The organism is Pedobacter terrestris (assembly GCF_052343045.1).
Classification (GTDB): Bacteria; Bacteroidota; Bacteroidia; order Sphingobacteriales; family Sphingobacteriaceae; genus Pedobacter.
On record NZ_CP180264.1, the window covers coordinates 4,726,008 to 4,749,072 of the forward strand.

Annotated in this window: 17 protein-coding genes; 6 read left to right on the forward strand and 11 right to left on the reverse strand. The window is 35.8% G+C overall.

The window, feature by feature from the left end:
• The first annotated feature begins 125 nt into the window (after positions 1-125).
• The gene (gene rmuC, locus ACJVDH_RS20290) at positions 126-1,502 is read left to right on the forward strand and encodes a DNA recombination protein RmuC (RefSeq protein ID WP_443945229.1); all 1,377 of its coding nucleotides are present in this window, start codon (positions 126-128) and stop codon (positions 1,500-1,502) included.
• A 9-nt stretch (positions 1,503-1,511) separates the two neighbouring features.
• Here rmuC and ACJVDH_RS20295 read toward each other — a convergent pair whose 3' ends face one another.
• The 4 genes from ACJVDH_RS20295 to nadA form a co-directional block, all read right to left on the reverse strand.
• Positions 1,512-2,501: a type IV toxin-antitoxin system AbiEi family antitoxin gene (locus tag ACJVDH_RS20295; protein WP_443945230.1), complete on the reverse strand. Its 990-nt coding sequence runs from the start codon at positions 2,499-2,501 to the stop codon at positions 1,512-1,514.
• A 158-nt stretch (positions 2,502-2,659) separates the two neighbouring features.
• Positions 2,660-3,700: a thiamine-phosphate kinase gene (thiL, locus tag ACJVDH_RS20300; protein WP_443945231.1), complete on the reverse strand. Its 1,041-nt coding sequence runs from the start codon at positions 3,698-3,700 to the stop codon at positions 2,660-2,662.
• Between the two features lie 49 nt (positions 3,701-3,749).
• A complete protein-coding gene (locus ACJVDH_RS20305) occupies positions 3,750-4,976 on the reverse strand; it encodes a dicarboxylate/amino acid:cation symporter (protein ID WP_443945232.1) in 1,227 nt (408 codons plus the stop codon).
• Between the two features lie 50 nt (positions 4,977-5,026).
• Positions 5,027-6,022: a quinolinate synthase NadA gene (gene nadA / locus ACJVDH_RS20310; protein WP_443945233.1), complete on the reverse strand. Its 996-nt coding sequence runs from the start codon at positions 6,020-6,022 to the stop codon at positions 5,027-5,029.
• A gap of 454 nt (positions 6,023-6,476) precedes the next feature.
• On the opposite strand from nadA, the gene nadB reads away from it, so the two are divergent.
• Positions 6,477-8,063 (forward strand): L-aspartate oxidase, encoded by a 1,587-nt coding sequence (nadB, locus tag ACJVDH_RS20315; protein ID WP_443945234.1) that lies wholly within the window; start codon positions 6,477-6,479, stop codon positions 8,061-8,063.
• Between the two features lie 23 nt (positions 8,064-8,086).
• Complete coding sequence (locus tag ACJVDH_RS20320) at positions 8,087-8,599, forward strand: gamma carbonic anhydrase family protein (protein WP_443945235.1); 513 nt, start codon at positions 8,087-8,089, stop codon at positions 8,597-8,599.
• 3 nt (positions 8,600-8,602) lie between these two features.
• Here the strand turns inward: ACJVDH_RS20320 and ACJVDH_RS20325 are convergent, their stop codons facing one another.
• The 4 genes from ACJVDH_RS20325 to ACJVDH_RS20340 all read right to left on the reverse strand — a co-directional run bounded on the left by ACJVDH_RS20325 (position 8,603) and on the right by ACJVDH_RS20340 (position 15,054).
• The gene (locus tag ACJVDH_RS20325; protein ID WP_443945236.1) at positions 8,603-10,243 is read right to left on the reverse strand and encodes an Ig-like domain-containing protein; all 1,641 of its coding nucleotides are present in this window, start codon (positions 10,241-10,243) and stop codon (positions 8,603-8,605) included.
• A gap of 122 nt (positions 10,244-10,365) precedes the next feature.
• The gene (gene mnmG, locus ACJVDH_RS20330) at positions 10,366-12,228 is read right to left on the reverse strand and encodes a tRNA uridine-5-carboxymethylaminomethyl(34) synthesis enzyme MnmG (protein ID WP_443945237.1); all 1,863 of its coding nucleotides are present in this window, start codon (positions 12,226-12,228) and stop codon (positions 10,366-10,368) included.
• Between the two features lie 100 nt (positions 12,229-12,328).
• The gene (locus ACJVDH_RS20335; protein WP_443945238.1) at positions 12,329-14,188 is read right to left on the reverse strand and encodes an ABC-F family ATP-binding cassette domain-containing protein; all 1,860 of its coding nucleotides are present in this window, start codon (positions 14,186-14,188) and stop codon (positions 12,329-12,331) included.
• A gap of 242 nt (positions 14,189-14,430) precedes the next feature.
• On the reverse strand, positions 14,431-15,054 hold the full coding sequence (locus ACJVDH_RS20340; protein ID WP_443945239.1) for a GIN domain-containing protein: 624 nt from the start codon (positions 15,052-15,054) through the stop codon (positions 14,431-14,433).
• A gap of 236 nt (positions 15,055-15,290) precedes the next feature.
• Between ACJVDH_RS20340 and ACJVDH_RS20345 the strand changes: the two genes are divergently transcribed.
• Entirely contained in the window at positions 15,291-16,490 is a 1,200-nt protein-coding gene (locus ACJVDH_RS20345) for a threonine aldolase family protein (RefSeq protein ID WP_443945240.1), read from the forward strand.
• On the opposite strand, the gene ybeY is transcribed toward ACJVDH_RS20345, so the two are convergent.
• Positions 16,491-16,931 (reverse strand): rRNA maturation RNase YbeY, encoded by a 441-nt coding sequence (gene ybeY / locus ACJVDH_RS20350; protein WP_443945241.1) that lies wholly within the window; start codon positions 16,929-16,931, stop codon positions 16,491-16,493.
• A 65-nt stretch (positions 16,932-16,996) separates the two neighbouring features.
• Complete coding sequence (locus tag ACJVDH_RS20355) at positions 16,997-20,308, reverse strand: DUF4175 family protein (RefSeq protein WP_443945242.1); 3,312 nt, start codon at positions 20,306-20,308, stop codon at positions 16,997-16,999.
• Between the two features lie 201 nt (positions 20,309-20,509).
• Between ACJVDH_RS20355 and ACJVDH_RS20360 the strand changes: the two genes are divergently transcribed.
• Positions 20,510-21,295: a glycerophosphodiester phosphodiesterase gene (locus ACJVDH_RS20360; RefSeq protein ID WP_443945243.1), complete on the forward strand. Its 786-nt coding sequence runs from the start codon at positions 20,510-20,512 to the stop codon at positions 21,293-21,295.
• A gap of 44 nt (positions 21,296-21,339) precedes the next feature.
• On the opposite strand, the gene ACJVDH_RS20365 is transcribed toward ACJVDH_RS20360, so the two are convergent.
• Positions 21,340-22,512: an MFS transporter gene (locus tag ACJVDH_RS20365; RefSeq protein WP_443945244.1), complete on the reverse strand. Its 1,173-nt coding sequence runs from the start codon at positions 22,510-22,512 to the stop codon at positions 21,340-21,342.
• Between the two features lie 100 nt (positions 22,513-22,612).
• Between ACJVDH_RS20365 and ACJVDH_RS20370 the strand changes: the two genes are divergently transcribed.
• On the forward strand, positions 22,613-23,005 hold the full coding sequence (locus tag ACJVDH_RS20370; protein WP_443945245.1) for a winged helix-turn-helix transcriptional regulator: 393 nt from the start codon (positions 22,613-22,615) through the stop codon (positions 23,003-23,005).
• Positions 23,006-23,065: the final 60 nt, after the last annotated feature.

Genomic DNA, 23,065 nt, shown 5'->3' on the forward strand with positions numbered 1-23,065 from the left:
ACTTATAATTCACTGAATGTGTTGCTGTAACGATGCATTTTATCTAAATTAATTCAGCAATTGCATCGCACATTATTTTGGTAAATTCATTTAAAATTTAGATTTTTACTAAAATTTTTATCATTATGGAGATTGCATCTATTGGCCTTTTACTTGTTATTTTAATTGTTCTGATTATCTTTTTCTTTAAAAAACCACAATCAACTTCGTCCATTACAGCTGCAGAGTTTGATTTCGTAAAAAACGAGAATGAGCAGTTAAAAATCGCATTGGCAAAAGCTGATGAAAGGGTTTCTAATTTGTCATCAGAAAAAGAACATATAACCATTTTGCTGAAACAGGAACAAAACCGTTTGATAGATGAGTTGCAACTGGAGCGCGACAGACTTGCTGATGCAAACCGAGAGTTGGAAGGCACACGTTCATTTTATCGGGCCGAAAAAGAAAAACTGGCCGAACAAAAAGCCAGTTTAGAACTAAACCAGCAAAAGTTTAATAAGGATTTTGAATTGATTGCCAATAAAATACTGGAAGAAAAATCGACAAAATTTATTGAGCAAAACAGAAGTAATCTCGATTTGATTTTAAATCCGCTGAAAGAAAATATCAAAGCTTTTGAAGATAAAGTAGAAAAAGTTTATAAAGCAGAATCTGATGAACGCAACACATTGAAAGGTGTAATTTCTTTACTGATGGATCAAAGTAAACAAATACAGGAAGATGCAAATAACCTCACTAAAGCCTTAAAAGGAGATACAAAAAAACAGGGAAACTGGGGAGAAGTTATTCTGGAAAAGGTTCTGGAACGGTCTGGTTTAGTTCGCGATCAGGAATATCGGATACAAGCATCTCATATGTCTTCTGATGGGAACCGCTATCAACCAGATGTTGTAATTGATTTGCCTGATGATAAGCATTTGATTGTAGATTCTAAGGTGTCATTGGTGGCGTATGAGCGTTCCGTTTCTGCTGATACAGATGAAGAGCGCGATGGTTACGTTAAACAGCATCTGGCCTCTTTAAAAAACCATATTCAGGAACTCTCTAACAAAAATTACCAGGCGCTTTATAAAATCAATTCGCCAGATTTTGTTTTACTTTTTGTTCCGATAGAATCGTCATTTAGTGTTGCGGTTCAAAAAGATGCAGATTTATTCAATTTCGCATGGGATAGAAAAGTGGTTATTGTAAGTCCGTCTACGTTATTGGCAACATTACGCACCATTGCCAGTATGTGGAAACAGGAGAGACAAAACCGAAATGTATTGGAAATTGCGCGTCTGAGCGGAAATATGTACGATAAATTTGTTGGCTTTATTTCTGATATGGAGAATATTGGAAAATACGTAAAACAAAGCCAAGACGCTTATGACAAAGCACTTAACAAATTATCTGAAGGTTCTGGCAATTTGGTAAATGCATCTGAAAAAATAAAGAAATTGGGTGCAAGAGCAACGAAGCAAATCGATAACAAATATATAGACAATAATGAATTGTTTTAAAACCGCTGGTTATTTCAGATAAGCACTTTTTATCCGTCCGGCAGCATTAATATTTTGCCCATTAAAGCTGTTGATCAAATCTGCGTATGCAACAAGTGCGGGCACGCTTCTTTTAAACTTTGGATCGTCGCTTTCACTTTCTATCCAAAATTGTTCATACAAATAAATTTCGCCTTCAGGATCGGGAACCATTTGAAAAGTATTGATCAGATTCATAATCGTATCGTTGCTATAGGCGGTAAAAACAGTTGGATTGTTACGCCCAACTAAAATTTCTCCGGCAATTTCGCCACCCCACAAAAATTTTTGAACTTTTATATTTTGCCAGTTCATTCGCATTTCTTGATTTGAGAAACGAAAACGGCCAGTGTGGAGCCTCGGTTTTAAAACCAATTCAAACTGCGTAGCCCATTTTTCTATGAGTACTTCACGTTTATCGGGCAAAACCATATTTTCATCAATATAATTACCACGTTTTAATTCATCTACCAAACCTCCAACCGCGCCTAAAGCAATATTAGATTTTTCGGCAATTGTACGATAAGAGCGTTTTAATAAATCTACGTCGTTTAATACAGCAAATAAAAACCTCAAACCTGCCACTTTCCACAACTTACCTGTAATCGGTATACGAACTGGTGTAACTTGCTGATCATTAATAAAGATGAAGATTTCATCCGTTTTCAGCATGCAGTTTCCGGCCACCTCTAAATAGCTGATATTTTTTTTACGCAATTCTATTTTTAACGTACTGGGAATATAATGTGCGATAATAAGCATTTCAGAACCGAGCGCAAAAGCATCGGCTTCCAGAACTTCCAGGTCTTTAATACGCAGCTCCTTTCTGGTTTTTAAAATCAGCTTTGCGGCGTTGTTATTAAATTTCAGTTCAACAAATCCTTCTCCATCTTTTTCCTGATCAAGTTCCACAACAGAAGTTATACCTGTTATGGTTTCCAATTTATTAAGTGCGTTAAATATTATTTCGTGATATCTCATTGTTCATATCTTACATGGATCATTTATCATGAACAATCAAAGATAATGAACAAAAGCGTAAAGAATGAATAGCAGATTTATTTTTCAGGCTCCAAATACAACGCATAAAAAAAGCGCTGAGTGATAAACCCAGCGCCCTAAATAAGAATTAATTTATTTTATTTTTTGAATGCGTTCCAACCTTGAGCTTTCAATTCGTGAACATTGTTCGATTTAGAAATCATTTTGCATCCAGAATTTTTATCGGTTACGTGCCCGATTACTGTTATGTCTACATCATGTTTCAATTTTTTATAATCTTCCTGACTGATCGTAAATAACAATTCATAATCTTCGCCGCCGCTCAGTGCACAAACTGTCGGATCTATTCCCAACTCACGTGCAGTTTCATATGTCATTGGATCTAGCGGAATTTTTTCTTCGTAAATTGTAATTCCTTTATCAGACTCTTGTGCAAGATGCAGAATTTCTGAAGCTAAACCGTCTGATACGTCAATCATCGAAGTCGGTTTAATATTCATTTCTTCCAGAAGTGCCACAATATCCATTCTCGCTTCTGGTTTTAACTGGCGTTCTATAATGTAATCTTTTCCTTCAAGATCGGGTTGGATCTGAGGGTTCTCTAAATAGATTAACTTCTCGCGCTCTAAAATTTGAAGTCCAACGTAAGCGCCACCCAAATCTCCGGAAACACAAAGTAGATCATGCTCTTGTGCACCATTTCTGAATACCAATCTATCTGCATCTGCATAACCAATACTGGTAATGCTAATAACCAAACCTTGTTTGCTTGATGAAGTGTCGCCGCCAATCAAATCAATGTTGTATTTATTGCAGGCAAGTTCTATTCCTTTATAAATTTCTTCTACTGCTTCTAAAGGAAATTTACTGGAAACACCAATTGACACCGTAATCTGACTGGCTTTTCCATTCATTGCATAAATGTCACTTAAATTTACCTGAACGGCTTTGTAACCCAAATGCATAAGCGGCACGTAAGCCAAATCAAAATGAATACCTTCCAAAAGTAAATCTGTAGATACCAGTGTTTGTTTCCCTTTTGAATCCAATACGGCCGCATCATCTCCAATTCCTTTTACAGAATATTCGTTTTTAATTTTAAAATTTGTAGTGAGGTGTTTAATCAAACCAAACTCGCCTAATTCATTAATATCTGTACGTTCTTTATTTTCAAACATATTTTTTTGTTGTCCTAAGACTAATTAATTTACAATTTATTCAAACAGATTATCTCTTTAACATCCAATTTTTGCCTTCTACAAAACGGGCAATTAACATCGCGCAAACATTATCGCCTGTTGCATTCAGTAAGGTTGCCATTGGATCTACCAAAGTTCCGATAATCATCGCTGGCGGCAACGCTTCTGGCGGAAGTTGATATGCCGAAATCATTAAAAGTTCGCCAATATATCCGCCATTTGGAATCCCGCCTTCAACCACACTAACCAAAACGGTAATACCTAAAGCAATTATAATCGTATCTACGTGGGCAAGTTCTTTACCGAAAATGGCAAATACAACCGCAATTTTTACAATTGAACTGATGCTTGACCCATCTTTATGTAACGTTGATCCAAGCGGAATCGTTACATTGGCAATATATCCCGGAACACCCATTTTTAACGTTGCATCAAGATTTGCCGGGATAGTTGCAATACTGCTACATGTCCCGATTGATGTTAGCGAGGGTACGATATTGTTTTTCCAGAAAATTTTTATTGCTTTAAAACCACCGGCAACAAATGCATAAAAACTAAAAAACACAACAAAATAAAATGCACCAACCCCGTAATACAAACCCAGCGCTTTTGCATATGTACCAAAAAGTTGCGGACCAAAAACACCAACCTGGTAAGCAAAATATGCGCCGAGGCCAACGGGGCCAAGTTTCATAATGAGTACAATAAGTTTTTTCATTACTTCATTGCCAGAAACAATAAACTTCTTAAAACCATCGCCCGCTTCGCCTGCATATAAAGTTGAAAAGCCAACAAGTACTGAAAAAATAATTAATGCCAGCATGCTTCGTCTGCTCCCAATTTCATAAAACTCGCCAACGGTGAGCAGCTGTGTAAGTTGTTCGCCAACAGATTGCATTTTACCGGTTTCCGATACCGGATTTGATGCAATTAAATTTTCGTGAATCGGAAAAATCCAGTTTGCAGCAAGTGTAACAATTGCCGATATTAAAACCGTAGACAGAAAAACCAGCACCATTACAGTTAACAGTTTACCTAATTTTTTAGATCTGTCTATATTCGCAAGTGCAGAAGAAACCGCAAAAAATACCAGTGGAACTACGGCAGTAAACAACAAGTTTAGAAAAATATCGCCCATGGGTTTTATTGCTTCTACACTTTTTCCAAAAATTAAACCAACTACACTTCCGGCAGTAATACCCACCAAAAGCCACAATAAGCCAGAATAATTTTTAAGTATATTGTTTTTTTCCATGTAGTTATTTTTCCGTCATTGCTTCGTGCCTCGCAATGACTTGTTATTTATTATAACCCCAGCTCTGCAGAAATATCAAGCATTCGTTGAATCGGTTTACGGGCCTGCTCAATGATGTGTTCTGCAACAGTAACTTCAGGCGAACCGTTTTTCAAACATAAATATAACTTTTCCAGCGTATTTCTTTTCATGTACGGACAATCGTTACATGCACAACTATTGTTTGGCGGAGCCGGAATAAAAGTTTTATCCGGACAAGCTTTTTCCATTTGATGGATAATTCCACTTTCTGTTGCCACAATAAATTCTGTAGCCGGATTGGAAATGGCGTATTTTAAAAGTCCGGTTGTAGAACCGATATAATCTGCCATTTGCAATACAACATCTTCACATTCTGGATGCGCAATAAACTTTGCTTGTGGATGGCGTTCTTTAAGCTTTGTAATTTTTTCTTGAGAGAAAATTTCATGAACCATACACGCACCGTTCCACAGTACCAAATCCCGACCAGTTTTTTTAGCTACATAAGCACCCAGATTACGATCTGGTCCAAAAATAATTTTTTGGTCTTTAGGTAAACTCTCTACAATTTGCACCGCATTGGTACTGGTACAGACAATATCACTTAAAGCTTTAAGTTCGGCTGTACAGTTTACATAGGTTATAACCAGATGATCTGGATATTTTTCCTTAAACTTTTTAAATAAATGCGGCGGACAACTGTCTGCTAATGAACATCCTGCCTTAACATCTGGCAGTAAAACTGTTTTTTTAGGCGATAAAATTTTGGCTGTTTCTGCCATAAAATGTACGCCTGCAAATACAATTACATCAGCATCTGTTTTGGCGGCTTCTTGAGAAAGGCCTAAACTATCGCCAATATAATCTGCTATATCCTGAAGATCAGGATCTTGATAGTAGTGTGCAAGAATAATTGCATTCTTCTCTTTCTTTAATCGCTGAATCTCAGCGAATAAATCCAGCGTCGGATCAATGTCTTCTTCAACAAAGCCTTTTTTGTTAATTTCTTCTAAGGTATCTATCATCTGTTAAAATTCTTTTTTTGTTGATTTTGAAGGAGGGTCAAATATACAGCCTTTCCACATCTCAATAATTAATAAAATATTTAATTAAAGAAATCTTATTTGTTTATTAGTGTGTTAGTATTGTTAACAAAAATCGGAATTTTCTTTCTTCCAAATAACTTATTAGACGTTTACCAACATTTAGATTACATTTCTTTAACATCATAAGACTGATTTTCAATACCATCTATTTCGACTTCAATATTTATCAATAACAGAATGTTAATTGTTTATAAGTGTGTGAAAAGTTAATTACTTGTAGAATGTTGCTCAAAAATTGCGGAAAAGATTGTGGCAAATTGTGTTTTTAGAGTAGCTTTAAACATTCAAATAAATTTGTTAGCATAATATATACATAGAATTAACACTTATTCAATATTTGTTAACATCGTGGATAAAGTAAAGGTTTTTATTAATGAGGAAAGTAGATTTTCTGGTAATCGGCTCTGGAATAGCGGGTTTGAGTTTTGCACTTAAAGCAGCAAAATATGGTAAAGTTTTAATCGTTACCAAGTCAAACGAAGACGAATCGAACACAAAATATGCCCAGGGAGGCGTTGCGGTTGTTGTAGATAAGGGCGATTCTTTTGAGAAACATATAGAAGATACGCTGGTTGCAGGAGATGGTTTATGCGACCCTGAGATCGTGGAAATCGTTGTAACAGAGGGGCCTCAGCGTATACAAGAGATTATAGATTATGGTATAAACTTCGATAAAGATAATGCTGGTTTTTATGATCTCGCTAAAGAAGGAGGCCATTCAGAACATCGGGTTTTGCACTATAAAGACATCACGGGATATGAGATAGAACGGGTATTGCTAAAAGAGATTCATGACAATTCCAACATAGAGATATTAACACATTACTTCGCTTTGGAGTTGATAACCCAGCACCACACAGGTGAATTTGTGGATAAGCGCACTGAAGATATTAACTGTTATGGGATATATGCCTTTAATACAGAGCTTAACGATGTGGAAAAGATCTTAGCAAGTGTTACAGTGATGGCATCTGGTGGTGCCGGGCATGTATATTCTGCTACAACTAATCCGGTTATTGCGACAGGCGATGGTATGGCAATGGTTTATCGTGCTAAAGGAAAAGTTAGGAATATGGAGTTCATTCAGTTTCATCCCACGGCGTTATATCATCCTGGTGAGTATCCTTCTTTTTTAATTTCTGAAGCTGTACGGGGTTTTGGCGGAGTTTTGCGCCGTAAAAACGGTGAGGAGTTTATGCAGGAGTATGATGAAAGAAAATCTCTTGCACCTAGAGATGTAGTTGCGCGTGCGGTTGATAATGAGATGAAAAAATCTGGCGATGATTTTGTTTACCTGGACATTACCATGCGCAGTAAGGAAGATATTTTAAGGCACTTTCCAAATATTTATGCAAAGTGTTTATCAATCGGTATTGATATGACCAAAGATTATATTCCGGTTACACCAGCTTCTCACTATATGTGCGGCGGTATATTGGTTGATGAATACGGACGTTCTTCTATCAAAAATTTATATGCTTGCGGCGAGTGTTCGTCTACAGGTTTGCATGGTGCCAATAGATTGGCTTCCAATTCCTTATTAGAGGCAACCGTGTTTGCACATCGCATATATCAGGATGCTATTGCTAATTTTAAAAACAACACTATACCGGATAATATTCCAGATTGGAATTCGCAAGGTGTAACCCAAATTAACGAAGATATTTTGGTGACGCATAACCTCAGAGAGCTTCAGAAAATTATGGGTGATTATGTAGGGATCGTGCGTTCAGATTTCAGATTGGAACGTGCCCACCGGAGATTATTTTTGATTTATCAGGAAACTGAAGAGTTTTATAAAAAGAATAAGGTATCGGTTAAATTGTGCGAATTGAGGAACGTCATTCAAACTGCCTATCTCGTTATAAAATCTGCGATGCAGCGCAAAGAGAGTAGGGGACTTCATTATACAACAGATTATCCGTCACATGCCGAAATATTGGTTGATACTGTGTTCTAGTTTTTTATTTTAATTAAAATTTTATGCCTTTAATACTACCTGTCCTTGGAAAATCTCCACAAATTGGAAGAGATAATTTTATTGCGGAGAATGCCACTATTGTTGGCGATGTAAAACTTGGAAACAATTGCTCGGTTTGGTTTAATGCGGTCATCAGGGGCGATGTGAATGCCATTATTATTGGTAATGAATCCAACATTCAGGATGGTGCAGTTATTCATGCAACATATCAGAAAGCTTCAACACATATTGGCAATCGGGTTTCTGTGGGTCACAATGCCATTGTTCATGGTTGCACAGTAGAAGATAATGTCTTAATAGGAATGGGCGCAATCGTAATGGATCATGCTGTGATAGAACAATATTGTATAATTGCGGCCGGTTCTGTTGTTTTAGAGAATACAATTTGTAAGTCGGGTTTTTTGTATGCAGGTACCCCAGCAAAACAAATAAAGCCCATTACTGAAGAGCAAAGGGCTTTATTAAATAAATTGCCAGACAATTATAAATTATATTCCAGCTGGTTTAATTGTTAAATATTATGGTGCCGGCGGTTTCGGAATGGTGAGGACTTCCTCACGTTCCCAGTTTGGCTTTAGTGACATTTCCATTGTAGAATACCAGATTTTTTCTGGTTGGGTTTGATCTTTTAAATTTCCTGTATCCCAGATTCCGTTTTTGTTTTCGTCATAAATTACCCTTACGAAATATTTTCCGGCAGGATTTTGTAGAAATGCAATCTTCGTATCTTTAGAAATTACCTCCGATTTTATTGGAACTTTTTTCTCATTTATAAATTCCACAATATAACTTTTACTGGTATCAGGAACGCTAACTTTGAGCATTAATGACGAATAGCTATCGGTACTTTCCAACTGGAAAAGTTTCTTAAACTCTTTGTTTTTAGCGTTAAATATGGCCGTAAACGCGTCTGCACCTAGGGTCAATTCATAAGTTCTTTTGTTTCTCCAGGGATAAACAACATAATATTTAAGAAAATCTACAGAATCCTTAATCACCTGAAAGTTTGTGCGCTTTACAGAATCTTCAGTTAAGGTAATTTTTGAAGCATCTGCTGCTGTGATGGGAAAATTGAAAGTAAGCGCGTATTTTTTAAATGGGTTAAGCTTATTGGATATCGTATTGTCTTCCGCTTTTACGTCGCGCGTGTACGTATCTTTTTTACCGCGAGTGATATTTACAGTTTGAAGGGTTTTTCCTTCATCCTGGATCGCAACTTTGGTTGAATCGAAGGTTAAATCGGTTAACCAAATGCGTACTGTATCATTGGTCTTGTTGAAATGAACATATTTACCTTCGTCTGTTTTTGGTGGATCAGTTATGGTGATTTTAGGCGATTTAAGCGATTTATTAAATAAAAGTGATAGACTGCCATCATTATTTAATTTGCGATCCAACACTCTAAATTCATTGGCTATTTCTTTAAATACCTGCAGATTAACATTGTTGGTATCTCCATTCAATACTATTGGATCTTTAATAAAACCCACTTCGTCATTAATTTGCTGATAAATTTTATCACCGCTCGTTCCTTCTTTTAACGCATAGATCTTATATTTTCCTGCTCTTAGGTTATTTAATTTATAATTTCCGGAGCTGTCTGTTGTTGTATAGATTGAAGGTCTTTTTTTTCCGAAGAGTGTATCTCTTTGAACAGGTAATATCAAAACTGTCACCTCTTTTTCCAATTCTCCGGTTAAGGCATTATCTACTTTCCCACTAATGGATAATGAATCAATTTCAGGGCCGGTAGAGAATACATAAGATAGATTTTTTACGACGTTGCTTTCGTTTACATCAGCAATAGATTTTCCAAAGTTTAAAGTATATGTAGTATTTTCTTCCAAAGAATCTGGCAAAGTAATTTCCAATTTCTTTTTTTTCTTTTTTAAAACCGGAGTACTTTCCAATTCAGGAGAAATGGAAAATTCCTTAGACTCATCTTTGATATTAAAATATTCATCAAATTCAATCAGTATTTTTTTTGCCGTGAAATTCCGCGTCTGATTTTTTGGTGTCATATTTAAAATCTTTGGCGGCGTAGTATCTCTTGGCCCACCTTGGGGCGCTTGGATACTGGCACACGCAGCAAGCAGCAATAAACACAATAATATGCAGGCATTTTTGAGGTTAAAATATTGACCTTTTATTTTTGGCATTTTTTAAGCGATTTAAAGAGTTTTTAGGCTTTCTGGATTGATATGACTAAAAATATTTTTTAATTGATTTAATGAGATATTTTTATTTAGTGATTTTTAATTAATAAGTATTTGATAATCAACTACTTATTAATATAAACCATTAATACGGAGATATCAGATGGAGAAACTCCAGAAATTCTTGATGCTTGTCCTAATGTTCTCGGTTTTATCTTAAATAATTTTTCTCGCGCTTCTTTAGAAATGGAAACAATTTTATTGTAATCAAAATCAGGATTGATTTCTTTGTCTTCCATCTTCATCATTTTTTCTACAATCTCATTTTCTTTTTCAAAGTAACTCTCGTATTTGATTTTGATCTCTGCTTGTTCAATGGTTTGTTGATCAAGCTCTGCTGTTTTTTCGCTAAGTGCTTTACTAACTTTTATTAGATCTTTCAGTCCAACTTGTGGTCTGCTTACTAAGCTATAAAGTTTTACGTTTTGATTGAGTGTTGCCGAACCCAATTTTTCAAGCATCGGATTTGCATCTTGCATTTCGATACCTTGAGTTTTGGTAAATTTTACTAAATCATCTGAAGCCGCAATTTTATGTTTTACTTTTTCCAATCGCTCATCAGAAATGAGGCCAAGCTCGTGGCCAATTGGAGAAAGTCTGATGTCGGCATTATCCTGTCTTAACAAAAGACGGTGTTCTGCTCTTGATGTAAACATTCTATAAGGTTCTTCTGTGCCTTTAGTTACCAGATCATCTATTAAAACGCCAATATAGCTTTCTGAGCGTTTCATGATGAGCTCATGTTTGTCCGTAATTTTTTGGTGTGCATTGATACCAGCCATAAATCCCTGGCAGGCTGCTTCTTCATAACCTGTAGTACCGTTAATTTGTCCAGCCAGGAAAAGATTGCTAATCAATTTTGTTTCCAATGTCAGTGACAACTGAGTAGGAGGGAAGAAATCGTATTCTATGGCATAACCTGGTCTAAACATTTTTGCTTGTTCAAAACCTGGTATTTGACGTAGAGCTTTAAATTGAACGTCTTCAGGAAGCGAGGTAGAAAAACCATTTACATAAATCTCGCAAGTATTCCATCCTTCAGGTTCTACAAAAATCTGATGTCTGTCTCTCTCTGCAAAGCGGTTAATTTTATCTTCTATTGATGGGCAATATCGTGGACCTAAACCTTTAATTCTTCCTGTAAACATAGGCGATTTCTCAAAACCTTCTTTCAAGGTTTCGTGAACCTCACTATTGGTATAAGTAATCCAGCAACATCTTTGGTCTTCCGTGACAGGAGTATCTGTAAAGGAGAATTTGCTTCTGTCTTCATCGCCCCATTGTTCCTCCATTTTAGAATATTCCAAACTACGGCCATCAACACGTGGAGGTGTACCAGTTTTCATTCGGCCAGCTTCCATTCCCAATTCTACGAGTTGTTCTGTGATCCCTGTTGACGATTTTTCAGCCGTTCTACCACCTCCAAATTTTTTTTCGCCAATATGAATAATGCCATTCAGAAATGTTCCGTTAGTCAGCACAACTGCTTTACTTTCTATTTCTATACCCAATGATGTGCGTACACCATATACTGTATTGTCTTTAACGAGAAGACCATTTACACTGTCTTGCCAAATGTCTAGGTTTTTTGTTGCTTCCAGAGCAAGACGCCATTCTTCAGCAAAACGCATCCTATCAATTTGTGCACGGGGGCTCCACATTGCCGGCCCTTTTGATTTATTAAGCATGCGGAATTGTATGGTAGATTTATCGGAGATAATCCCTGAGTAACCACCAAGCGCATCAACTTCTCTAACAATCTGGCCTTTTGCTACACCGCCCATTGCTGGGTTACAACTCATTTGGGCAATAGTGCCCATGTTCATTGTAATTAGTAAAACTGAAGAACCTAAGTTTGCTGCTGCCGCCGCGGCTTCACAACCTGCATGTCCTGCACCTACAACAATTAAATCATATTTTGAAAACATTGTATTTTTATTTCAAGTGTTCCACGTGGAACATGTATTGTTTTGTTCTTTAATTTTCGCAACGTTTCACGTGAAACATAACGAAGTATTTATATTATAATTATTCTGATAATTCTAACCAGCGCATTGTAACGTCATCCAAATTATTTTTTAATATTTCAATTTGCGTAGAAACTTCTTGTATTTTGATATAATCGCTGCTATCAATTTTAAGGAGATTATTATTTAAAGATTTGATTTCATCTTCAATTTCTGCCATTTCCTTTTCGCAATTTGATAATTCTTGCTGTTCTTTAAAACTAAGTTTTTTAACCGTCGCAGTATCTTTATTCGGAGTAGTGGCGGGTGCCTTTTTATTTTCGTTTTTAATTTTTGGCTGTTCTAAACTTAATCTATGTTCAGAATAGTTTCCATTGTATATTTTAACTACGCCTTCACCTTCCATAATAAAAAGCTGATCACTCATTTTATCTAATAAGTAACGGTCGTGAGAAACCAACATCAATACACCCGGGAAATTTTCAAGAAACTCTTCCAGTACATTTAAAGTATCAATATCTAAATCGTTGGTTGGCTCATCTAGTATTAAGAAGTTAGGATTGAGCATTAGAACCTTCATTAAATTTAAACGTTTCTTTTCACCACCACTTAATTTCTCCACCATTCCATGTTGTTTTTTTGGAGGGAAAAGGAATAACGTAAGCAATTGAGAAGCCGTGATTGTAGAACCATCAGCCATTTTTATATACTCTGCATCAGATTTTACAATATCTATTACACGTTCTTTCGGATCGAAATCTAGTCCGCCTTGTTTATAATATCCAAATACAGTCGTTTCTCCAGTATCTACTTTTCCCTGGTCAGGAGTAAGGTGACTGGTAATTATATTGAGTAGGGTAGACTTTCCGGTTCCGTTTTTTCCAGCCAAACCAATACGGTCACCTTTTTTAAAAGTGTAACTGAAATCATTAATAATTGCACGATCATCAAACGCTTTTTTGATGTGTTCCAACTCAATGATTTTACCACCTTGTCTAGACATTTTCATTTTCAGGGTGATGGCTTGGTTGTCAGATTTCTTTTTGGTTTTTTCTTCCAAGTCATAAAAAGCATCAATACGTGCCTGTGATTTTGTTGCGCGTGCCTGAGGCATTCTTCGCATCCATTCCAATTCCTTTTTTAAAAGCTGCTGGTTTTTATGTAAAACCGTCGCATCTAAGGCTTCACGCTCAGCTTTTTTCTCCAAGAAATATGCATAGTTTCCGTTGTAATTGAAGATCTTACCACGGTCCAATTCTACGATAGTATTACATACATTATCTAAAAAATATCTATCGTGGGTAACCAGTAAAATTGTTTTTTGCCCGGTGGTTAGTAATTTCTCCAACCATTCAATAGTATCAATATCCAGATGGTTGGTAGGTTCATCCAATACTAAAATTTCCGGATCTTCGATCAATAATTTAGCAAGTGCCAAACGTTTCTTTTGCCCGCCGGATAGGGTAGAAATTTTTTGTTGCAAATGGGTGATACCCATTCTGTTTAATATCGTTTTTATTTCGTGCTCATATTCCCATGCATTATGTTCACTTAATTCTTCATATAATCTGTTTAATGTCTTTTCATCTGGATTTGGATTCTCAATTAATTCTTCATATTCTTTAATTAATTGCTGTTGTTTGTTTTCCAAGGAAAATATAAAATCACTAATAGAAAAGCCTTCAGTAAATTGTGGTTCCTGATCAAGAAACCCGATTTTAACCGCTTTATTTTTTACAATTTTTCCTTCCAGAGGTGCAAATCGTTCGGCCAATAATTTTAACAAGGTACTTTTTCCTGCGCCATTAATCCCGACCAAAGCCACCCGCTGGCCTGCATTAATGCCTAAAGTTAAATTTTTAAATAACCATTCATCATGGTAACCATGGCCCAGGCCTTCTGCCGCTATTAGTGTGCTCAATTTGTTATTGTTTCAGATTTATAAAAGAAAATTAGTGCAAAAGTAAGGATAAAATCTTGGCTTTTTGATGCATTAAAACGCTTATTACAAATCAAATACTTTGGAGCTTTTTATTGGTGCATAATGGTAAAATATAGTAAGTCTGCGGATATTATAGAATTTAGGTTGGGCTACAAAACGAAACAGCGGTAGGAATCGCTCCTCCGCTGTATCTCATTAACTAAAACTAAACTATATTTTCTTTAAAAGATGGTTAAAATAACTTCTCCTTTAGTATCATCATTTTTTGTCGTGAGACTTGTACCAGGCATTGCTGTTATCGTACTGTCTGCCGCATTAAAAGCACTCATATTTACATTTGACATTGAGCCAAGTACAGCCGAGTAATTTTCGGTTGATCCACTTAGTTTTAAGCTGGATTGTGCATTTAGTACAGAGCTTAAAGCAACAGTATTGGAGTTGATATTGGCTTTAGCATTATCATTCAGCGTAATCTTCAAATTTAAAAGATTAAAGCTGCCCGCAGTTTCTACTACAACATCGTCTGATGCTTCAATACTGGTCAAATTGTTTACGTGAGCAATTACAGTCAAGGTTTTTTTATCAAAAGAACTTATTCTAAGCTCATCTTTCTGTTGTTGAACCAACGCATTTTTTGCGTAATAGCTATCGTTAATTTCGATGCTTTCTTTTGCATCCTGAACCCAAATAAGTTTTACGTTTCCGCAGACCTGAATTTTATTTATGTTTTTGACAGTTGAAATATTGGTGTAACATTGTGATTTGTTTTCGGTAGCAAACGCAGATGTACTTAATACGATTGCGGCTAATGTTGTTGCAAAAATTGCTTTAAAAGAGGTTTTCATTTGTGTGTTGTTATTTAAACACCTTGTTGTGTGTTTTCAGATATAAGACTCTTGCTTGCTTAAAAGGTTGCACGCCAAAATTCTAAATTATACCATCTCATGATTATCATAGACGAACACCCATTATTTTTAGACAAACAACCGATTTTTTTTTAACTTAGGTAAATAAATGTAGATGCCAAATACCATCAAAAGTTGACAATACAATTTGGATTGTCTAAATCCTTGATCTTACTATGAGTAATCTTAAACGCCGTGATTTCCTAAGGCTTTCTACAGTTTCTGCAGCGGCTTCTTTACCTATTATGGCAACTGCCAAGAGGATAGATGTACCTGAAAAAAAACAAGAAAACCAGGTAGCTAAAGACAGTGAAGCTGTTTATTTTATAAATGACGGGATTTTCTATAAGCCAGAACATTTTCTTACTAAACTTCAGGAAATTAATCGCTCTACTCCAATAGAGCGGGATAGTTATGGTGAAGGAGCAACTTTAGAAAAGTTACTTCAAAAGTTTAAAGAGATAACCGGAAAAGAGGCTGCTGTTTATCTTCCTTCAGGAACGTTGGCCAATCAAATCGCAATAAGTCTACTGTGCGGATCTGCTACGAAAGCTTTCGTACAAGAAACCAGTCACGTTTATCGGGATGAGGGAGATGCTACACAGACCTTGTTTAATAAACGTCTGATTCCGCTCGCAACTGGAAAATCTTATTTCACGTTGGAAGAGCTACAGGCATCAATTAGATATCACCAGAATGGAGAAGCTTTTTTAGGTGCAGTAGGCGCGGTTTCTATTGAATTACCTGTACGCCGTTGCACCAATCAATCTTTTCCTTTAGAGGAGCTTAAACGTATTTCAAAATGGTGCAAAGTAGAAGGATATAAGCTTCATCTGGACGGCGCACGATTACATATGGCTTCATCATTTAATAATTTAACGATAAGGGATTATACAGATCACTTTGATACAGTATACATGTGTTTATATAAATATTTGGGGGCAACTGGCGGAGCTGTATTGTGTGGCGAAAAATCCATCATCGACCAAACGCATCACTTGATCAAAATCCACGGCGGCGGTATTTTTACAAACTGGCCGAGTGCTGCGATGGCTCTTTATCACTTAAATGATATTGATGAAGTGATGAAAAAAGTTCTATCTTCTTCGCGGGAATTGTTCGGGATGTTTAAGGCAATCCAAGGACTGAAAGTTATTCCTGTTGAGAATGGAACCAACCAGTTCAATGTTTTGTTAGATAAAAATGTAGACCCTGTAAAGCTAAATACTAGACTTCGATCGGTACACAATATTATCTTCGGCCAACCGCAAGAAGATGGCTTTGTAAAAATTAAGGTAAATCCGACCTTGTTGAGAAGGGAAAATAAATTGATAATAGAGTCTTTTAAAGACGCAATTTCTTTTGCCCGGCGCTAATTATACCTGCAAGTCAACATCTTTTCGGTAACTTAAATATTCGTCTTCCTTTTGGGTCATCAAAGTTTTAGCCGCTTTTCCTTTGTCTTTATAACCCAGAAGATGCAGTGTACCATGAATCATAATTCTGCAAACCTCATCAAAGTCATTTGCCTTAAATGTTTTCGCATTTTCCTGCACGCGTTCTATACTGATGAAAATATCGCTTACAATTGATTTTTCTTCGTCAGAATTATCAAAAGTTATGATGTCTGTATATGTATCATGATCCAAATACTGCTGGTTTATCCCCAACAGATATTCATCGCTGCAGAAGATAAAATTGAGTTCTTGCAACTTAAAACCCTCTTTTTCTATCGTTGCTTTAATCCACCTTTTTACTTTTAATTTATGCGGAAGGTTATATTTAACTGATTCTGTAAAGAAAGAGATTGCAGGCATATGAAGTTATTTTGTCCGCAAATTTAATAATTAAAAACAAACTGTATTAGAACTGAATTTTAGTTTTAATTATTGATATTCAATGATTTAAAATATTCAGTGATTTTGTTTTTATAATAATAATTAAAGCTTGGCGGCAATTTTTGCAAAACATCACTTCCATTTTGTTGCTGTTTTTTATACTGATCCAGCATTTTTTGATAAGATGGCGGAAATTCTTTTGCTGCTTTACTTTCTCTTTTGCTATCTTCTTCCTGATCGCGTTCTGCTTTTTCAGCTTCAAGAAGTTTAGTCATCAATTCTTTCTGGCGGTTTAAGGTTTCCTGTTGCAAACGTTTATTAACCAAATCGCTTTCTGTCTGTTTCATTTCCTGAATGGCTTTATTCAGGTTGCCCATTTTACCGGAACCATCTTTATTTTCCTCTCGGTTAATTTTTTCTAACGCCTGGCGGATCATTTGCTGTTCCTGAGCCATTTTGCCAAATTCCTGGCTCATTTGTCCTTTGCCCACAGTTCCTTGGTTGCCACTTTTTTGCATCTGGTCTCGCGCCTGTTGCATTTTTTTATTCAGCTGATCCTGCATTTGCGAAAGCTGTTTCATTCCTTGCTTTTGTTTGCCTTTGCCACCTTTTGAGTTTTTAGACATATTCTGGAGTTGATTTAATGCCTCATTGAGCATTAGACTTAAATTATTGATAGATGTCATCGTCAATTGCTGGTAGCGATTGGCTTCTGGGGTTTTCCGCTCACCAAGATTATCCAAACTTTTATCCAGATTGAAATTGATTTTATTCATCTCTTCGTTTACCGTAGATTCAATTTGTGGTACCCGTTTACTCAATGCATACAAACTGTCAGAAATGGTTTTAAGATTGTCTTTAATGGTTCTTTGCTTTTGTACGTTTACGGTATAAGAAGGATCGGCAGAAGTCATTTTTTTAAGATTCAGCATTACTTTTTCCTGTTCAAAAGAAGTATTGAGCAAATTTTCCAGTAACCGGCGCAACTCTTTTGCATTCAGGTTATTTTCCATCTCTTCGCCTTGCTGTTGCATATCGCTCATTTTTTTTGAGAGCTTCTGCATTTGATCTGCTGCTTTGTTTTGTTTCTGGCTTGCGCCTTTGCTATCTTTCTTATCTAAAGCATCTTTACTGTTTTGTTGTTCTTTTTGAATGTCTTCAATCTCTTTTTCCGGATTTTCAAAAGGATTGGGTTTTTCGAGCGATTGATTTTTTTCGGATAACTTTTTTAAGTCTTCTTTTAAATCTTTCGTTTCTTTATTCAGCGCTTCTTGTTTTTCTTTGATTGATGATGCATCGTTTTTTTTCTCTGCAGCTTGATTTGCCAGTTCTTTCTGCTCTTTTGCCAATTCATTTAACCGGTCTATATCGTTTTGCAGATTTTGTTCAAATTCAAGCTGTTTATACAACTCCAGAATCCGGTCTAGTTCATTTTTTAAAGTTTTATTGTCTAGTTGCATTTTAGACAACTCATTTTGAGTTTGCTGCTTATCGCGCTCATTTATCATATTTTGAAGCTTTTGCAGCAGCTCTTTTGTTTTCTCATCAAGAACATTGTCAAACAAATCCTGGATTTGTTTTTGCTTCTCCATAAGTTCTTGTGTTTGCGCCTGATCTTCTAATTGCTGGTTATTTTTTTCATTTAAAGCTTTAATCTCTTTAACAGATTCTTCCAGTTGTTTTTGCTTATCCAACAATTGCTCTATTTGTTTTTTATCTTCAAAAGACAACTGTTTTTTATCTATTAAACTTTGGGCAACCTTTTTACTTTCTTTCTCTACGGTATTTGCCAAACGTATAGCAGATTGCATTTTTTGTTTTAATGCCTGGTTATTTGCGTTAACTTTTTCTGCATTTTCTTGTTTTGTAGGTTGTTTAAATGTTTTGGTTTCTGAGCGGGAAATTTTAGCGCCATTCACGCCATCATTATCGGCAACTTCAAAATAATATTGCAATTCTTGACCAGGTTTCAAATCCAAAGATTTTGCATTCCAGAAATAGAAAAATGTATTTTCTGTCTTATTGCTTTGAATAGGAATATTTTTTCCGCCAGAGCCAATTACTTTGTTGCCATCTTTAATGGAATATTTAAAACTTAATCGGCTAAATCCATAATCGTCAGTTACTTGTCCGTTAAAATAAATTGCTTTAGCATTAATTGAATCTGGTTTTTCTGTAACCGTTATTATCGGAGATTGATCTTTAATCACGGTAATTTTATGACTGAGCGAGTCACTTATCGTCACAAATTCATTTTTTGGTGTAATGCTATAAGTAGAGTTATTGTGTATTTTAATACTAAAAGTTGAAGTGTTTTCTGCCACCTTGAGCACATATTGCGCATCATTAAATCTGAACAATAAGTTGCTGCTTTTTTGCGTTTCAAAGCTCCAGTTTATTTTTGTGCCTTCTGGCAACAATACATCTCCAACGTTATTGATGGTTTCTGTTTTTCTGTTTAAATAGGGCGGATAGTTTACAGTTGCTTTTGCATTAAGTAATTCGGGTCTGGGTTTAACCGAAATTGTAAAACCTTTTGAGCTAAAACCTCCGCCTTTAAAAACAAGCAACTTATCAGACTGAATGTTTTTAATCTGATAATTAAACTGACTGATGCTCTTTTTGGATAATTTGTACGTGTTTTTTCCATCTTCTACGTAGACATCAGATGGAAATTCGTTGCCGGTAAGTTTCACATCTACCGTAAAATCATCGCCCTGCGTAACACTTAAATCTTTATTTTGGACCGTAAAATCAAACGGAGCTTTCGGCGCGATATATTCATCATATCTTAGAAAACTGGATGTTCCATCGCGTAAAATGGCCGGCGCAATAATGCCAATAAGCAAAATAACCGCTACAGGTATAAATAAGAATTTGAGGTATTTTTTATTGTCGTTAATACGAACTGCGGTATAAAATGGAACAGGTTTTAACTCCAGTATTTTCTGATCGACGCTGGCAAGAATAAGCCGATTGTTTTCCGGCCGGTTTTCTGCCAAACGATATAATTGAAGTGTATTGAGCAATTTATCTTTAATATCTGAGAAGTGATCGCCTATGATTATAGAAGCTTCATCAAAAGACAAATGCTTGCCCAATTTTAGCATAGAAAGCAAGGGTTTCAGAATTAGAAAACCAATGAGCAGCAAAGAACATAACAGATAGGCGAAAAAAAGAATCGTTTTAAAAACTGCGGATGGATTTAGGTAATAAACCGCTACAAATACCAGTAAGTAGAGCGCCAACAAAATAGCTGCAACATAAATACTGCCCCGTAAAATTTTATTGAGGTAAAACTTACGGATAAACTCGTCTATTTTTTTAATCAGCTCATTATAGTTGTTACTCACCATATCTATATAAAAGTAAATATACTAACGCGCAAATGAAATGGAAATTTGGTAACGTATTTGTTTGAAGAAAATATTGCTTTTTACCACAAAAGGAGTGCTTTAAACGCGTCTTTTCTATTTTGTTTATATTTTGGTTACATTGGTTTTAAACGCAGTTCATGCCAAAAAACTAAATTTGGGGCATAAAACATAAAATAATATATGAAACGAGTGTTTACATTTACCATTATGGTATTCATTTTTTCGACATCCTTCGCCCAGAAATTTAACTGGAATAAAAATCAGGTTATTGCACACCGTGGTGCCTGGAAAAAAAATAATTTCCCAGAAAATTCAATCGCTTCTTTAAATGAAGCAGTACGTATTGGTTGTTACGGATCTGAATTTGATGTTTGGATGACTTCTGATCATATTCTTGTGGTAAACCATGATGCTGAATTTCAGGGATTGACAATTGAGAAATCTACCTACACAGAGTTGTTGACCAAAACGATGAACAATGGAGAGAAAATCCCGACTTTAGAGCAATATCTTCTTGCAGGTAAAAAGCAGAAAAAAACAAAATTGATTCTTGAAATTAAACCATCTAACATCAGCAAAGAATGGGGAATTGAAGCCACCAACAAATCAATAGAATTGGTTAAAAAACTGAAAATGTTGGATTGGATGGAATATATCAGTTTTGATTATGATTATTGCAAACGTGTTTTGGAACTTCTTCCAAATGCTAAAGTTGCCTACCTGAGAGGCGAAATTGCACCAGATCAATTGAAAACAGACAAACTTACCGGAGTAGATTATCATTATAGTATTTATCAAAAAAATGCTTCCTGGATAGAAGATTCACATAAATTGGGTTTAACCATTAATGCATGGACAGTTAATACTGTTGCCGATATGCAATGGCTTTTAGAACGCAAAGCGGATTATATTACAACAAATGAACCCGAATTGCTTTTTGAAGAATTGAAAAAAACAACAAAATAAAATTGATCAACATGGGATGGGTTATAAAACCTATTCCATGTTTTTTAAGCACAGCATTCATCTCTGTTTCCTGCTTTTTCCTTTTTCTCTACATAACTGCGCAATAAGATCATAATGAGCGCCAAGAATCCAAAGCAAACACCTATCCACGGTGTATTTTCAATTCCTTTGGTTACAATAATCCAACCTCCAATTGTTGTACCTAATGACACGCCCAAATTACCGAAAGAAGTTGCCAGACTATTCGCAAACTCAAGTGATTTTGGTGCAGATGAAATCATATACGTAGATGCATTTAGAAAACTGGGTGAATATAAAAAGCCCCATAAAGCAACAACCAATATCGTTGCTAGAGTATTTTCACCGGAGAAAGAAAGCAGTATCGGAATTAAAATAGTGCCCGATAGAAATAAAGCTGTGGTGCCGGCAATATTTTTGTTCAGCATTTTGCCTGCAAGCCAATTTGCAAAAACTCCTACAGCACCAAATAAAAACAACATATAGCTTACCATAGTATTGTCCATATTTTTCGCTTTACCCAAGTAATCGGCAAAATAACTGTAGGTAGAAAACCACGCGGTTATCATGAAAAAGTTCATTGCTGTACTGATCAGAAAAGTAGGTTTTGTTAATATACTGATCTGGCTCCCGAACGAATTTTTTTGGGTTACAGGCATAGAAGGCATTGCAAAATAAATCGCGCAAAGTGCGATCGCGCTTACACTAGCCTGTACAATAAAAGAGGTTCTCCATTCCAAAATGCTAGAAAGATAAGTTGCAAATGGAACGGTTGTAACCATAGCAATTGCTACACCGCTAAATACAATTCCCATCAGTTCATTTTTATGTTTGCTATCGCCTAATGAAATTGCTGCTGCCAGCGCATTTGCAATAAACACGGGTTGTAGAAATGCAGGCAAAATCCTTAACAAGATCATCAACCAAAAAGGAGGCGAAAAAAAGGAAAATGTTGCACTGAGTAAGAAAATCAAAATAGAGAGGAGCATGATATTTTTACGGTTGTAACCGCTAGTAAACAAAGTCATAAAAGGGCCGGTAATTGCGATTACCAAAGCAAAAGCACTTAATAAAATGCCCGCTTTATCAATACTAATGCGGTAATGTTCTGCCACTTGCGGCAAAATTCCAATGATCCCAAATTCTACGGTAATAACCCCAATAAAGCCCAGGCATCCGATGTAAGCATATTTTTTCATGAATTGTAATTTCGAATTAATAAGAGCGCAAACTTACTGGCTATATCTCTATATTTGCCACAACACGTTTAAATGTATGGTACATACAAATTTGTAAGTAATGGGAAACAGGAAAGAAAATTCTACAAATAAATTGAATGAAGAACATATTATGTCTTGCGATCTGGCATATGCAATTTGTAAAATGGGCGGGCGATGGAAATTATTGATTCTTTGTAAATTAGAGTCTGGGAAATTAAGGTTTGGAGAAATTAGAAAGCAAATACCAGCGATTACCGAACGGATGTTAACCTTACAATTGCGCGAGTTAGAGAAAGATGGCTTAGTGAAAAGAAAAGTATATGCAGAAGTGCCGCCAAGGGTTGATTATGAACTTACAGATATTGCTAATGAACTTATCCCAATATGGTCTGAATTGCGTAAATGGGGTGCTAAACACCGTTCTGTTTCGGCCATACAAAATATTGAAGAGGCAGAATTTCAATTGCATTAATCTGGATACAAAAAGCTTAAAAGCTTTCATTTTTCTACCTTGCAGAATCTTCGGTATATA

Coding starts and splice junctions, on each gene's coding strand:
- rmuC (WP_443945229.1), top strand. CDS start 126: ATGGAGATTGCATCTATTGGCCTTTTACTTGTTATTTTAATTGTTCTG.
- ACJVDH_RS20295 (WP_443945230.1), bottom strand. CDS start 2,501: ATGAGATATCACGAAATAATATTTAACGCACTTAATAAATTGGAAACC.
- thiL (WP_443945231.1), bottom strand. CDS start 3,700: ATGTTTGAAAATAAAGAACGTACAGATATTAATGAATTAGGCGAGTTT.
- ACJVDH_RS20305 (WP_443945232.1), bottom strand. CDS start 4,976: ATGGAAAAAAACAATATACTTAAAAATTATTCTGGCTTATTGTGGCTT.
- nadA (WP_443945233.1), bottom strand. CDS start 6,022: ATGATAGATACCTTAGAAGAAATTAACAAAAAAGGCTTTGTTGAAGAA.
- nadB (WP_443945234.1), top strand. CDS start 6,477: ATGAGGAAAGTAGATTTTCTGGTAATCGGCTCTGGAATAGCGGGTTTG.
- ACJVDH_RS20320 (WP_443945235.1), top strand. CDS start 8,087: ATGCCTTTAATACTACCTGTCCTTGGAAAATCTCCACAAATTGGAAGA.
- ACJVDH_RS20325 (WP_443945236.1), bottom strand. CDS start 10,243: ATGCCAAAAATAAAAGGTCAATATTTTAACCTCAAAAATGCCTGCATA.
- mnmG (WP_443945237.1), bottom strand. CDS start 12,228: ATGTTTTCAAAATATGATTTAATTGTTGTAGGTGCAGGACATGCAGGT.
- ACJVDH_RS20340 (WP_443945239.1), bottom strand. CDS start 15,054: ATGAAAACCTCTTTTAAAGCAATTTTTGCAACAACATTAGCCGCAATC.
- ACJVDH_RS20345 (WP_443945240.1), top strand. CDS start 15,291: ATGAGTAATCTTAAACGCCGTGATTTCCTAAGGCTTTCTACAGTTTCT.
- ybeY (WP_443945241.1), bottom strand. CDS start 16,931: ATGCCTGCAATCTCTTTCTTTACAGAATCAGTTAAATATAACCTTCCG.
- ACJVDH_RS20355 (WP_443945242.1), bottom strand. CDS start 20,308: ATGGTGAGTAACAACTATAATGAGCTGATTAAAAAAATAGACGAGTTT.
- ACJVDH_RS20360 (WP_443945243.1), top strand. CDS start 20,510: ATGAAACGAGTGTTTACATTTACCATTATGGTATTCATTTTTTCGACA.
- ACJVDH_RS20365 (WP_443945244.1), bottom strand. CDS start 22,512: ATGAAAAAATATGCTTACATCGGATGCCTGGGCTTTATTGGGGTTATT.
- ACJVDH_RS20370 (WP_443945245.1), top strand. CDS start 22,613: ATGGGAAACAGGAAAGAAAATTCTACAAATAAATTGAATGAAGAACAT.